The organism is Leclercia sp. G3L, assembly GCF_021117075.1.
Taxonomy (GTDB): Bacteria; Pseudomonadota; Gammaproteobacteria; order Enterobacterales; family Enterobacteriaceae; genus Enterobacter; species Enterobacter adecarboxylatus_C.
Genome location: NZ_CP088265.1, coordinates 2,463,504 through 2,477,539 on the forward strand (window position 1 = coordinate 2,463,504; position 14,036 = coordinate 2,477,539).

The following is a 14,036-nucleotide window of genomic DNA, read 5'->3' on the forward strand; positions in this document are numbered from 1 at the left end:
AGTGAGTGGACGCGTTCAGTGCATAACCGCAGCATGCGGCGGCACGGTGAATTCGATGGTTTTACGGTCAACAGGTTTATGGGTTGGGTCGGCGAGAATAAGAGTCACTTTGTGAGGGCCTGTGGGCAGCCCCACCAGAATGACCGGCTCGCCGCTGGCATCGGCCCAGTGCCAGGGATTGTCATCCACGATGACGTGGATATGGCCGATGCGCGGCGTTACTTTGAGCGCCTTGGGCCCGAATACGGGTTCAATGCGCATGTTCTCGGTGCGGTATTGAATAAAGACTGCGCCTTTACTCAGCGGGCCCGCCAGCGGCGGATCCACAATCAGCCTGGCCGGGGGTTGAGGCTGATCGAGCGGTGCAACGGCGGCCGGGCCGTTAACATCTGCGGCACTGAGCCCGCTTAACGGTGCGGCCCAGGTGCAGCCAGATGTCAGCGCGAACAGAGTGAGCAGTAAATTTCGACGCATCATTCGGGTATCTCCTCTTCAGGTCATCAATGGCGACAGATACAGAAAACCATTTTTATGTATCGGGTCTGTTTGCTGCGGGTGGCTTTTTTGTATGGCTGCGTAAGCAGGGCGGCGTGGATACAGTGCGATACATTCCACGAATGCGCGGGGCTGTTTCTGCTGGCAGTGTGTATGCCATGAGTAAAGCGGCAGTCGCCTCGATGGTGCAAAATCTCGCGCTGGACCTGGCGCCACGCCGCATCACCATTAACAACATTCAGCCAGGACCCATCGCCACCGATATGACTGCCGGCATGGCGGAGCAGATCGTCGGTAGCATTCCGCTGCAGCGGATGGGCGAGCCGGATGAAATCGCCTCGCTGGCGGCATGGCTTGCCGGTGAATCGTCTGGCTATATGACGGGTTCAAGCCTGACCATTGACGGCGGATTCGTACTTTAGTCGCTAAGGGCAGGGATGCCCTGACTGTGATGCGAAGCCTGACCCTTCGCGATAGCTACCGCCAGCCCGGCAATCACCAGCGTCAGCCCCCACGACAGCCACATCGCACCGAGGGTCCCGAACGCCCGGTTTAACCACGCATAGGCCAGCGGGGAGGCCGCCGCCATCAGCTGGGCCGGGATCAGCAGTACCCCGGTGCGCCTGGCGTACTCTTCAGGGGCAAACAGTTGCAAGGGCAGGGTGGCTTTCACGATGGTCACCAGCCCGTTTATCGCCCCGTAGCCCAGCACAAAACCGGCGGCGGACCAGAGGAAGAGCGAACTGCTCAGCCCGAGCATAAAGCACACCGGCATGGCAAGGGCGGTGAGCAGCGTCAGGCGCAGCGGGGTGAGTCTCGCCCCGGCAACTACCTCCAGGAACCGCGCCCCGGTCTGCCCAATCCCCCATAGCATGCCGATGGTAACCGGCAGGCCGACGCTGGCGATAAATTCCGGCAGGTGCGTGGAGGTGCCGTTAGAGACAAAGGTGATCAGCGCAATAAAGGCGGCATACAGCCAGCCGTTGCGGCGATCCTGTCCACCGGCAGGCGGGTTGGGTTGCTTTACTGGCGGGAGGGTTTGATTGGGTAATGACAGGGTTAACGCGGCGCTCAGCAAGCCGAACAGAGCATAAACCAGCAGCGCGCTCCGCCAGGTCATAATCGTCAGCAACGCCTCTCCCAGCGGCCAGAACACCACCGAGGCCAGCCCGCCCGCCAGCGTCACGCGGGAAATGGTTCCCCGCGCCTGCTGGCCGTAGAGATTGACCAGCGCCGCGAACAGCGCGTCGTACAGCGACAGGCGCATGCCGATGCCGGTCACCATCCATGCGGCATACCAGACGACAAGCGATTGGGCATAAGCCATCACCACGCAGCTGGCGGAAATCAGCAGCGATCCGAGCATCACCACCCGTTGCCCACCCGCCCGCGCCAGCAGCTTAGCGACAAACGGCGAGAGGGCGGCCATCACCAGCATGGCCAGCGTCAGGCCCGAATAGATCGCCGGTGAAGACCAGCCGCTGTCCGCCGTGATTGCCCGGGCGAACGTGCCCGGCATATAAAAGGAGATCCCCCAGTTGATAAGCTGGTTACAGCCGGTAGTCAGGGGGAGCGCGCGGGGCATGGCCAGGTTTTTCATTATCATTCATTCCTTCAGACAGTTATCCTGAGCATATCCCGCGCATCAGGATGCTGGCAGGCCGGTGCGTTTATGGCTTCTATAAGAGAAACTTTGTGATGACGACGCTGAATCTGGGACAGCTGGCAACCTTTCGACTGGTCGTGCAGCGGGGCAGTTTTTCTGCGGCAGCGGACGTGCTTGGGCTTTCACAGCCCGCAGTAAGTTTGCAGATCCGCCAGCTGGAGCAGTTTCTTCAGGCGCGATTAATCGAGCGTACCGGAAGGGGCGTCAAAGCCACGCCGGCCGGGCTGGCGTTGTTGATCCACGGCGAGCGGATAGAGCAGGCGGTAGACGAGACGATCCGGGCGGTGGCCGCGTTCAGCCATGAGGTGAGCGGAACGATCACTGTCGGGATGGGGGCTACGGCCTGTATCCATCTTTTGCCGCCGCTGTTGCAGCAGCTACGTCAGGATCACCCCCTGCTGCGGGTCGGCGTCACCACCGGCAATACCCTGGAGATTGTTCGCGCCATAGAAGAGAACCGTCTCGACCTGGGACTGGTGACCTTACCCGCTGCGGGCTCGGCGCTGGCGATCGCGCCGGTGCTGGATGAAGAGTTTGTGTTTATTGCCGCAGAGGATCAGCAGGGGCTGTTTACCACGCTGACCGCCACTGCGCTACAGGCCCACCCCTTTATCGCCTTTGGTGCCGGGAGCAGCACCAGGGCGGTGATCGACGCCTGGTTCCAGGCCAGCGGTGTGGACGTTGAGCCGGTAATGCAGTCGGGCAGTATCGAAGCCATCAAACGTATGGTTCGCGTCGGGCTGGGGTACAGTATTATTCCCCGCATGGCGGTGGATTGTACGGAAGACAGGCAGGGGTTATGCGTGCGATCGCTTACGCCGGTTTTACAGCGTCAGCTGGCCATCGCTATGCGTCAGGATAAAGTGCTGAGTAAAGGCATCAGCGAAATTATTCGATTATTACAAACGGCGAAATAATTTAATTAACCCATAAAAACAACAGGATTAATTAATTGTTGTGGAGGAACGTTCGACGTATTCGCCAGAGAGGCTGGATTGTTGCGCCTGCTTTTTTTCCTGGTGGTGATACCAGGCACCAATGGAGGAGTAAACGAATCGGCCCACAAAAAAGAATAAGCTGATAAGGAGTATGATACGCGTCATCCGAGTGTTAAACCGATGTCGTTTTCGCATACGTGTAGCCTGACTCACTGTCGTTTTCCTGAAAATACCCTGCGGGCGATGTGCCATTAAGGCATACGGGGCAACAGGGGTCAATTATTCGGAATGTAAAATTCTGTCAACGATTAAGCCGCCAGATGTTATATATAATAATTAGTTTATTTACGCCATTGATAATTAGCACAAAAGTAGGGTTAAAAAATGTGAATATTCTTTTCTGGAATTAATCTGTTTGATTTAAGTCAAATCTTGCTCGCCATGGCTTACTAAAATCTTTGCTCCTTTCGTGCAAACGTTATTTCGTCTGCACGGCAACGTCGTCAGGTTGGATGCCTGTCAGAACTGCCCCTGGATGAGCGGGTTAACCATGGCATCTATGACTATTTTCTCGTTATACAAAAAATATAAAGACCGCTGGTGGGCGCTGCCGTTGATTTTGCCGGTCGTTCTGCTGCCCGTCGCGCGCCTTGCCACTACCTACACCCAGGTTCAGGGGAATATGGTGGTGCTCTATTACATGCCGCTGGCTTTTTTATTATCGCTGATGCTCTTTTACGGCATGGCGGCGGTGCCGGGCATTGTGCTTGCGCTCTTTGTTCGCTACTACCCTTCGGTGGGCGGTTACGAGACCGCCGTGGCGATTGGCCATTTTTTGATCCCGATAACCCTCAGCTGGGGCGGATATCGGGTTTTTGCCCCTCGCCGCAATAAAGTCTCCTATGGTGACGCACGGTTAATGGCGCAACGGATGTTCTGGCAGATGTTCTGTCCAGCCACGATTTTCCTGCTGCTGTTCCAGTTTGCCATCTATCTTGGCGTCTATAAGACACGCTTTGACCTGGCGGGTATCAGCATCCCCGAGATCCGCTCGCTGATTAACTATCAGGGATTACTGGTCGGGTGCCTGACGGGCGTGCCGTTCTGCTACCTGATCATCCGTACCCTCCGCCATCCCCGCTATTTACGAAGCCTGCTGTCGCAGATTCGGTGCCAGATCGACCGTAAAGTGACGGCGTCGGAGGTGGCTATCTGGCTGGTAGCAACCAGCGCATTGCTGGCTTTGCTTCTGTGGCCCATCACCGAAAACAGCACCATCTTCAGCACTAACTACACGCTGTCGCTGTTGATGCCGGTGATGCTATGGGGATCGATGCGCTTCGGCTATAAGCTGATGTCCCTGATCTGGACCCCGGTGCTGATTGTCTCTATTCACTTTTTTGACAGCTACATCCCCCGGGCGCAGGGCTATGACATTCAGCTCACCATCACCTCCTCCAGTTATCTGGTCTTTACCTTCGTGGTGGTTTACATGTCGATGCTGGCGACGCGTCAGCGGGCAATCAATATTCGCGCCAGACGACTGGCATTTCTCGATCCGGTGGTGCATATCCCCAACCTGCGGGCGCTCAACCGCGCCCTGGGGAAAAAACCCTGGTCGGTGCTCTGTTTCCTGCGTATCCCGGAGCTGGAAGTGCTGGGGCGTAACTACGGCGTCTTGCTGCGTATCCAGTACAAACAGAAACTGGCCGCGTGGATTAACGGCTATTTGCAGCCGGATGAGTGTGTGTATCAGCTGTCCGGGCACGATCTGGTGCTGCGTCTGAATACCGAGTCGCATCAGTCCCGGATTGACGAGCTGGATTTGCATATCAAGCGCTTTCGCTTCCTCTGGGACGGGATGCCGCTCCAGCCGCAGGTGGGGGGCAGCTATTGCTATGTGCGCTCACCGGTAGTGCATCTTTATCTGCTGCTGGGCGAGCTGAGTACCATCGCCGATCTCTCCCTGGCGACCAATCACCCGGAAAACCTGCAGCAGCGGGGCGCCATCAATCTGCAACGCGGCCTGAAAGACAAAGTCGCGATGATGAACCGCCTGCAGCGTGCGCTTGAAAAAGATGAATTTACTCTGCTGGCGCAGCCCGTGCAGGGGATCCGTGGCGATGACTATCACGAGGTACTGCTCCGGCTACAAAACGATGGCGCCGAGCTGATTTCGCCCGATGAATTTCTGCCCGTCGCGCAGGAGTTTGGCCTCTCCTCGCGTATTGATCTGCTGGTGCTGGAGAAGACGCTGCAGTTTATGGCCGACAACCGGGAGAGTCTGCCGGGACAGCGGTTTGCTATCAACCTGTCGCCCTCATCCGTTTGCCGTGCGCAGCTGCCGCTTGAGGTGAGCCACATGCTGCAAACCTATGCTATTGAGAGCTGGCAGCTCATATTCGAGATCACCGAGAGCAGCAGTTTTGGCAACGCCGGGCTGGCCATGCAGACCATGAACCATTTGCAGGAGATGGGATGCCGGGTCGCCATTGATGATTTTGGCACTGGCTATGCCAGTTACGCTCGTTTAAAAAGCGTGGATGCCGACATCCTTAAGATCGACGGCAGCTTTATTCGTAACATCGTCAGCAACAGCCTGGATTATCAGATAGTGGCCTCGATTTGCCATCTGGCGCGGATGAAGAAAATGCTGGTGGTAGCGGAATATGTCGAGAGCGAAGAGATTCGTTGTGCCGCAGAGGCGCTGGGGATTGATTATTTCCAGGGTTATTTAATCGGTAAACCCGTACCGCTGGACGCTTTACTGCCTCTTCAGGCGCTCACGAAGAGCGCCTGAAGAGGAGATTACGCGGCAACGTTTGGAGAGTGCTCTTCCTCAATTTTCAGGCACCAGCCGGTGACGGCACTCCAGTACTGCTGCTCTCTTTCCAGATCCAGCAGCACCAGCGCGTTCTGGCTAAACCAGTCGTGCGGGAAGCTCAGCGTCCAGTGGTTATCGTCCGTGGTGAGCGTCAGCGTTGGCGGCGTGGTTGTCGCCTGACGCTGGTTGTTGAGCAGCACACCCAGACGTAACAGCTGGATCAGCGGCAGGAACTGTTTTTTCTTGAACAGCGTAAAGCGCGGCAACTCGTCCAGCTTAACGGCTTTGCGATGATAGCGTACCAGCGAAGCCATCATGGTCTGCTGCTCCTGATTAAAGCCTGGCAGATCGCTGTTTTGCAGAATGTAGGCCGAATGGCGGTGCATCCCGCTGTGATTGATGTTCAGCCCGACTTCGTGCAGCATCGCCGCCCACTTCAGCAGGGCCGCCAGCTGCGGATGCGCCAGTTTGGGGTTCTGGGTTTCCCACTGCTCATACATATGGGTAGTGGTTTCCAGGACCCGCTTCGCCTGCTCGCGGTCGATGTTGTACTGATTCGCCAGGCTCTGTGCGGTACGGCTGCGAATATCCTGGTGGCGGAATCGGCCTTCCATCTCATACAGCACGCCTTCGCGCAGCGCACCGTCAGACAGGCGCAGCTCGCGAATGGCCAGCGCATCGAACACGCCGCACAGGATCGCCAGACCCGGAACAAACACCGCTTTGCGCTCTTCGGACAGGCCAGGCAGGCTCAGAGCTTCAAAGCTCTTATGCTTGATCACCTCTTCCATCAGCATCGACAGACGCTCCGGGGTGATAAAGCCATCTTTTTCGCCCATCTCCACCAGCACTTCATGTGCGGCTTTAATCGTACCCGAGGCGCCAAGCGCCACGTTCCAGCCCTGCAGTCGGTACTGCCAGGCGAGCGACTCCAGCTTCTGCACCGCGGCCATGCGCGCACGCTGGAAGTTTTCCCGGCTGATTGTTCCGCCCGGGAAGTAGATCTGGGCGAAACTGACGCAGCCCATCCGGCGGCTTTCGACCAGATGCGGCTCAAAGTTTTCGCCAATCACCAGTTCGGTAGAGCCACCGCCGATATCGATCACCAGCTTACGGCCTTTTTCCGGCTGAGTATGTTCCACACCCATGAAGATCAGACGGGCTTCTTCATTCCCCGAAATGATCTCGATAGGGTAGGGGATCACCTGCTCCGCACGCTTTAAAAAGTCCGTGGCGTTCGCCGCCTGGCGAAGGGTGTGGGTTCCGACAATGCAGACGCTCGACGGGGTGAAGCCCTGCAGGCGTTCGGCAAACAGCGACAGGCAGTTCAGCCCGCGCTCCATCGCCTCTTCGCTGAGCATGTTGTCGGCGCCCAGGCCGTCAGCCAGGTGGACGCGCTGTTTCAGTCGACCGATGATCTGCATTGCGCCATCAACCTCACGGGCAATGACCATGTGGAAGCTGTTAGAACCAAGGTCGACCGCAGCAAACTCCTGCGGTCGTGGGGTCTTATCGTTTATCGGCATAGGTTAATCGGGTTGCTCGAGTGATTTGATATAGTCGTAAATCGCCAGCTGTGACCGCACCTTACGGCGATTGCCGCGCGGCACATAGCGGTTACTCAGTTCTTTATCGATATAGCGTGCTTTTACGGTATCGTTTAACAGTAAGTCAATAATATCAAGTACTTGTTGCTTAAGCCGCGGATCGAGCAGCGGCGTCGCTACCTCGATGCGATAGTCGATGTTGCGCGTCATCCAGTCGGCGGAAGAGAGGTAGACCTGTTTATCGCCACCGTTCTCAAAAATATAGGTGCGATCGTGCTCGAGGTAACGGTCCACGATGCTGATGACGCGAATATTTTCGCTGATACCCTCAAGCTCGGGGATCAGGGAGCACATGCCGCGGATCAGCAGATTGACCGGAACGCCTGAGCCGGAGGCGGCATACAGGCGATCCACCAGCCCTTTATCGACCAGGTTGTTGAGCTTCAGCGTAATGCCGGAAGGCAGGCCTTTCTGCGCATTAGCGATCTCACGGTCGATCATGTCATACAGCAGGCGACGGGAGTTCTGCGGCGACACCAGCAGATAGTCGAAGCTGACCGGACGGTACGGGTTCTCAATGAAGTTGAATACCCGGCGTACCTCATTGGTGATGCGCGCATCGGCGGTGAGCAGCGAGTAGTCGGTGTAAATTCGCGCGGTCTTCTCGTTGAAGTTGCCGGTGCCGATATGGGCATAACGCACCACGTCATCACCCTCTTTACGGGAGATGAGGAACAGCTTGGCGTGGATCTTCAGCCCCGGGGCCGAGAAGATCACGTGTACGCCCGCCTCGGTCAGACGGCGGGCCCAGTGGATGTTCGCCTCTTCGTCGAAACGCGCCTGCAGCTCTACCACCACGGTCACTTTCTTGCCGTTATGGGCGGCATGGATCATCGCATCGATAATGCGGGAGTCTTTCGCCACGCGGTAGATGTTGATTTTGATCGCCAGCACGTTAGGGTCGAACGACGCCTGACGCATCAGCTCCAGTACGTGCTCAAAGGTGTGGTACGGATAGTAGAGCAGGACGTCGCGCTCGCGGATTGCGTCGAAGCCGTTGCGGAACTTATCGAACCAGATATGGCGCAGACGCGGCAGCGGCTTGTTCACCAGGTTGGCCTTGCCGACGTTCGGGAAGCCGATAAAGTCTTTGAAGTTGTGATAGCGACCGCCCGGCACGATGGAGTCGTAGCGGGAGATGGTCAGCTTTTCACGCAGCATCTCGACCATCGCGTCCGGCATATCGCGCTGATAGACAAAGCGCACCGGCTCGGCGGTCAGACGCTGCTTAAGGCTGGAGGACATCAGCTCCATCAGGCTGGCCTCCATCTCGTGCACCAGGTCGTACTCGGCGTCACGGGTCATCTTCATCGAATAGGCGTTCAGGGCATCATAATCGAAGAAGCCCTTGAAGATGTCGTCCAGGCAGTAGCGCAGGATGTTATCCAGCAGGATCATCGGCTTGCGACGGCGCGGCGTTTCCGGCGGCAGGTTGACGAAGCGCGGCACCTTGTCGGACGGGATCTCCAGCAGCGCATAGCGAATGCTGTCGCCGCGGATAATCTCCACCGCCAGATAGGTGTAGTCGTCCTTCAGGAACTGCACCAGATCGGTTTCACGGTTAATCAGAATAGGGGTGATGTGCTGGCGCAGATACTGTTTGAAATAGTGGCGCAGCCAGCTCTGCTGGTTGACCGAGAGCTGTCGCTCGTTGATCAGGAAGATTTGGTTGCGCGCCATCTCCAGCAGCAGTTCGTTATACAGGCTGTCAAATTCCTGATCGGCTTTCAGGACCCGGGACTGGATCTTGCCCAGCAGATGACGCGAATTCGAGTTTAAACCCTGCTCTTCGCTAATGATGATTCGACGCTTCAGTTCAGCAAAGCGAACTTTATAGAACTCGTCCAGGTTATTGGAGTAAATCCCCAGAAAACGCATGCGCTCAATCAGCGGGTTACTTTTATCCGCCGCTTCCTGAAGCACGCGCTCGTTGAATGCTAACCAGCTTAGCTCTTTCTCGATGTATAACTTTTCCTGACCCATTACTACTCACACTCCAGTTCAATCACAGGACGTGGTAAATCCGTCTCGCCTTTATTATGGCGAGCATTTCCACTATATGTCCAACTGTGTCAGAAAAGTATGACAGTTAAATTTATTCTTGAGGGATAATAGAGGGTTGAAGCGATGGTGCAACGGCTGTCGGGTGGCGCTATCGCTTACCCGACCTACGTACCGTAGGCCCGTGCAAGCGTAGCGCCGCCGGGCAAAAAACTACTCTTCCGCCGCATGTCCTTGCGGAGGTAACGGCGCGCCGTCCAGCCAGGCGGCGCCGTCGCGCATTTCCAGACGGCCATCAACAAACCAGCTCACCACCAGCGGGTAGATGGCATGCTCCTGAGCCTGAACCCGGGCGGTGACGTCATCTTCGCTGTCGCCTGCAAACACCGGCACTTTCGCCTGCAGGATCACCGGGCCGCCGTCCAGTTCGTCGGTGACGAAATGGACCGAGGTGCCGTGCTCCTCGTCGCCGTTATCCAGCACCTGACGGTGGGTATTCAGGCCGGGATATTTTGGCAGCAGGGAAGGGTGGATGTTCAGCAGACGTCCGGCATAGTGCGCCACAAACGCCGGGCTGAGGATCCGCATATAGCCCGCCAGCACCACCACATCCGGGGCGTAGGCGTCGATCTCCTGCACCAGCTCGCGGTCAAAGGCCTCGCGGCTGGCAAACTGGGAGGCGCTGAGCGCATGGGCGGCAATGCCCGCCTCGCGGGCACGCTCAAGGCCGAAAGCGTCGGCCTTGTTACTGAATACTGCGCGGAGGGTGCCGTTGATTTTCTTCTGTTTGCAGGCATCGATGATAGCCTGCAAATTACTTCCGTTACCGGAAATGAGCACCACTATGTTTTTCATTCAATGACCACACGCTGTTCGGAATCAGACGCTTTGATGATACCGATTTTCCACGCGTTTTCACCTTTCGCCTGCAGCAGCGCCAGGGCATTGTCCACTTCGCTGGCCGGCAGGGCGATCAGCATCCCTACGCCGCAGTTGAAGGTGCGATACATTTCGTGATCGCTGACGTTACCGGCATCCTGCAGCCAGTTGAACACCGCCGGCCACTGCCAGGATGACTCATCGATCACGGCCTGGGTGTTGTCCGGCAGCACGCGCGGAATGTTTTCCCAGAAACCGCCGCCGGTCAGGTGGGCGATAGCGTGAACGTCCACGTTCTCGATCAGTTCCAGAATGGATTTCACATAGATGCGGGTCGGTTCGAGCAGATGATCGGCCAGCGGTTTGCCTTCCAGCTCGGTCGTCAGCGGGTCACAGCCGCTCACTTCGACAATTTTACGCACCAGTGAATAACCGTTGGAGTGCGGACCGCTGGAACCCAGTGCAATCAGCACGTCGCCGTCGGTCACTTTGCTGCCGTCAATGATCTCTGATTTTTCGACAACGCCCACGCAGAAGCCGGCGACGTCGTAATCTTCGCCGTGATACATCCCCGGCATTTCAGCGGTTTCACCGCCGACCAGCGCACAGCCAGACTGCAGGCAGCCTTCCGCGATACCGCTGATCACGCTGGCTGCGGTGTCGACGTCCAGCTTGCCGGTCGCGTAGTAGTCGAGGAAGAACAGCGGCTCAGCGCCCTGAACCACCAGGTCGTTAACGCACATGGCGACAAGGTCAACACCGATGGTGTCGTGGCGTTTCAGATCCATTGCCAGACGCAGCTTGGTGCCCACGCCGTCAGTGCCCGAGACCAGAACCGGTTCACGGTATTTTTGCGGCAGCGCGCACAGGGCGCTGAATCCTCCCAGCCCACCCATGACTTCAGGGCGGCGGGTTTTTTTAACTACCCCTTTGATACGGTCAACCAGCGCATTACCTGCGTCAATATCCACACCGGCATCTTTGTAGCTGAGAGAAGTTTTGTTGGTCACGGCTCAAGTCCCCACGCGATTGCATTGCGATAGTAAGAAAAATCGGCGCAATTCTAACAGTCCAGGCAAACGTTTGCGAGCCCATTCTGCAACAGAAAAAAGCGCCTCTGAAAATCCAGAGAAAATCGCACTCTGGCGCACAAACTTGAACCCGTTCACGAAAATGAAACCGGGTACATTCTTATTCTTGCAACCCCTTCGCTGAATGCACATCATTTCACTGAAACCGGTTTCTGTACTCTTTTTTGCCGATAATTAACGCTGAATGAGGGATATCGCATGTCAGGATTCAAAGAGGGTTTTCTGTGGGGCGGCGCGGTGGCGGCGCATCAACTTGAAGGCGGCTGGCAGGAGGGCGGGAAGGGCCCGAGCGTCGCAGACGTAATGACCGCAGGCGCGCACGGCGTTCCGCGCGAAATCACCGACGGCGTGCTGCCGGGCAAAAATTACCCCAACCATGAAGCCATCGATTTCTATCACCGGTACAAAGAAGATATCCAGCTGTTCGCGGAAATGGGCTTTAAATGCTTCCGTACCTCGATAGCCTGGACGCGGATTTTCCCCAAAGGCGACGAACAGCAGCCCAACGAAGCGGGCCTGCAGTTTTACGACGATCTGTTTGACGAGTGCCTGAAGCACGGCATCGAGCCGGTTATTACCCTCTCGCATTTCGAAATGCCTTATCACCTGGTGAGCGAATTCGGCGGCTGGCGTAACCGCAAACTGATCGACTTCTTTGTGCGCTTTGCCAGCGTGGTGTTTAAGCGTTATCAGCACAAAGTGAAGTACTGGATGACCTTCAACGAGATCAACAACCAGGCCAACTTCCACGAAGATTTCGCCCCGTTCACCAACTCCGGCCTGAAATATCAGCTGGGCGAAGATCGCGAGCCGGTGATGTTCCAGGCGGCGCACTACGAGCTGGTAGCCAGTGCTCTGGCGGTAAAAGCCGGGCGTGATATTAATCCGTCCCTGCGAATCGGCTGCATGATTGCCATGTGCCCGATCTACCCGCTGACCTGCGCCCCGGACGACATGATGATGGCGATGAACGCCATGCATCGCCGCTACTGGTTCACCGACGTACACGTCCGCGGCGCCTATCCGCAGCACCTGCTGAACTACTTCGCCCGTCGCGGTTTTGATCTTGATATCACCGAAGAGGATAAAGCGGCGCTGAAACAGGGCTGTGTGGATTACATCGGCTTCAGCTACTACATGTCGTTTGCCACCAAAGCGACGGCGGATAATCCGCAGCTGGATTACGACGAAAGCAAAAGCCTGGTCTCCAACCCGTATGTGCAGAAATCGGACTGGGGCTGGCAGATTGACCCCGTTGGGCTGCGCTACTCCCTGAACTGGTTCTGGGATCACTATCAGCTGCCGCTGTTTATTGTTGAGAACGGTTTTGGCGCCATCGACGTGCAGGAGAGCGACGGCACGGTGAACGACCAGTACCGCATCGACTATCTCAGCGCCCATATCCGTGAGATGAAGAAAGCGGTGGTGGAAGACGGCGTGGATCTGATGGGCTACACCCCATGGGGTTGTATCGATCTGGTCTCTGCCGGCACCGGCGAAATGAAAAAACGCTATGGCTTTATCTATGTTGATAAAGATAACGAAGGCAACGGTACGCTGAATCGCAGCAAGAAAAAGTCGTTCGTCTGGTATCAGAAGGTGATCGCCAGTAACGGCGAGTCGCTTTAATTTCTTATTGCCGGGTGGCGGCTTCGCCTTACCCGGCCTACAAAATCGTAGGCCCGTGCAAGCGCAGCGCCGCCGGGCACAAAATCCGCCGCTCCCCCTCCAGATTTATTTGTCTGTTTTATAATCTGTAACGGTCTGTTATTCACTTTGGTTGATCCCGGTCAAGCAAGATGGGTATGGCGCTGTCCGAAAAAAGCGGTATAATCCGGCGATTTTTTTTGTGGCTGCCACCCGAAGGAGAAAGAGAATGAAGATTGTGGAAGTGAAACACCCACTCGTTAAACACAAGCTGGGCCTGATGCGTGAGCATGACATCAGCACTAAGCGCTTTCGTGAACTTGCCTCTGAAGTTGGCAGCTTACTGACCTATGAAGCAACCTCCGATCTGGAAACTGAAACTGTCACCATTGAAGGCTGGAACGGCCCGGTACAGGTTGAGCAGATCAAAGGTAAAAAAATTACCGTTGTGCCAATCCTGCGTGCGGGTCTGGGCATGATGGAAGGCGTGCTGGAGCACGTTCCGAGCGCGCGTATCAGCGTGGTCGGTATCTACCGTAACGAAGAAACTCTGGAGCCAGTACCGTACTTCCAGAAGCTGGTGTCCAACATCGACGAGCGTATGGCGCTGGTCGTTGACCCGATGCTGGCGACCGGTGGTTCGATGATCGCCACTATCGACCTGCTGAAAAATGCCGGCTGCAGCAGCATCAAGGTGCTGGTACTGGTTGCCGCGCCTGAAGGCATCGCCGCGCTGGAAAAAGCGCACCCGGACGTTGAGCTGTACACCGCCTCTGTCGATCAGGGGCTGAACGAGCACGGGTATATCATCCCGGGCCTCGGCGATGCCGGCGATAAGATTTTTGGTACTAAGTAATCGCATAACGATAAAGAAGCCGACTTTGATAG

Annotated in this window: 12 protein-coding genes; 5 read left to right on the plus strand and 7 right to left on the minus strand. The window is 56.5% G+C overall.

Going from position 1 to position 14,036, the window contains the following annotated elements; all coding sequences use genetic code 11:
• Window positions 1-15: 15 nt before the first annotated feature.
• Complete coding sequence (locus LRS40_RS13215) at window positions 16-477, minus strand: DUF6130 family protein (protein ID WP_231311779.1); 462 nt, start codon at window positions 475-477, stop codon at window positions 16-18.
• Window positions 478-503: 26 nt separating this feature from the next.
• On the opposite strand from LRS40_RS13215, the gene LRS40_RS13220 reads away from it, so the two are divergent.
• Window positions 504-917, plus strand: coding sequence for an SDR family oxidoreductase (locus LRS40_RS13220; RefSeq protein WP_231311780.1), 414 nt, complete (start codon window positions 504-506; stop codon window positions 915-917).
• Here the strand turns inward: LRS40_RS13220 and LRS40_RS13225 are convergent.
• Entirely contained in the window at window positions 914-2,095 is a 1,182-nt protein-coding gene (locus LRS40_RS13225) for an MFS transporter (RefSeq protein ID WP_231311781.1), read from the minus strand. The two genes, LRS40_RS13220 and LRS40_RS13225, sit on opposite strands and share 4 nt — an antisense overlap.
• 98 nt (window positions 2,096-2,193) lie before the next feature.
• Between LRS40_RS13225 and LRS40_RS13230 the strand changes: the two genes are divergently transcribed.
• The gene (locus LRS40_RS13230; RefSeq protein WP_231311782.1) at window positions 2,194-3,078 is read left to right on the plus strand and encodes a LysR family transcriptional regulator; all 885 of its coding nucleotides are present in this window, start codon (window positions 2,194-2,196) and stop codon (window positions 3,076-3,078) included.
• Window positions 3,079-3,105: 27 nt separating this feature from the next.
• On the opposite strand, the gene LRS40_RS13235 is transcribed toward LRS40_RS13230, so the two are convergent.
• Window positions 3,106-3,312 (minus strand): YfgG family protein, encoded by a 207-nt coding sequence (locus LRS40_RS13235; protein ID WP_142486675.1) that lies wholly within the window; start codon window positions 3,310-3,312, stop codon window positions 3,106-3,108.
• Between the two features lie 346 nt (window positions 3,313-3,658).
• Between LRS40_RS13235 and LRS40_RS13240 the strand changes: the two genes are divergently transcribed.
• Window positions 3,659-5,899, plus strand: coding sequence for an EAL domain-containing protein (locus LRS40_RS13240; RefSeq protein ID WP_231313891.1), 2,241 nt, complete (start codon window positions 3,659-3,661; stop codon window positions 5,897-5,899).
• Between the two features lie 8 nt (window positions 5,900-5,907).
• Here LRS40_RS13240 and ppx read toward each other — a convergent pair whose 3' ends face one another.
• The 4 genes from ppx to purM form a co-directional block, all read right to left on the minus strand.
• Window positions 5,908-7,449, minus strand: coding sequence for an exopolyphosphatase (gene ppx / locus LRS40_RS13245; protein ID WP_142486674.1), 1,542 nt, complete (start codon window positions 7,447-7,449; stop codon window positions 5,908-5,910).
• A gap of 3 nt (window positions 7,450-7,452) precedes the next feature.
• A complete protein-coding gene (ppk1, locus tag LRS40_RS13250; protein WP_142486673.1) occupies window positions 7,453-9,513 on the minus strand; it encodes a polyphosphate kinase 1 in 2,061 nt (686 codons plus the stop codon).
• Window positions 9,514-9,744: 231 nt separating this feature from the next.
• The gene (purN, locus tag LRS40_RS13255) at window positions 9,745-10,386 is read right to left on the minus strand and encodes a phosphoribosylglycinamide formyltransferase (RefSeq protein ID WP_142486672.1); all 642 of its coding nucleotides are present in this window, start codon (window positions 10,384-10,386) and stop codon (window positions 9,745-9,747) included.
• Window positions 10,383-11,420: a phosphoribosylformylglycinamidine cyclo-ligase gene (purM, locus tag LRS40_RS13260; protein ID WP_231311783.1), complete on the minus strand. Its 1,038-nt coding sequence runs from the start codon at window positions 11,418-11,420 to the stop codon at window positions 10,383-10,385. The genes purN and purM overlap by 4 nt, the downstream gene beginning before the upstream one ends.
• A gap of 279 nt (window positions 11,421-11,699) precedes the next feature.
• Here purM and LRS40_RS13265 point away from each other — a divergent pair, with 279 nt between their 5' ends.
• Complete coding sequence (locus tag LRS40_RS13265) at window positions 11,700-13,130, plus strand: 6-phospho-beta-glucosidase (protein WP_231311784.1); 1,431 nt, start codon at window positions 11,700-11,702, stop codon at window positions 13,128-13,130.
• A 247-nt stretch (window positions 13,131-13,377) separates the two neighbouring features.
• Window positions 13,378-14,004 (plus strand): uracil phosphoribosyltransferase, encoded by a 627-nt coding sequence (upp, locus tag LRS40_RS13270; RefSeq protein ID WP_032613066.1) that lies wholly within the window; start codon window positions 13,378-13,380, stop codon window positions 14,002-14,004.
• The last annotated feature ends 32 nt before the right edge of the window (window positions 14,005-14,036 follow it).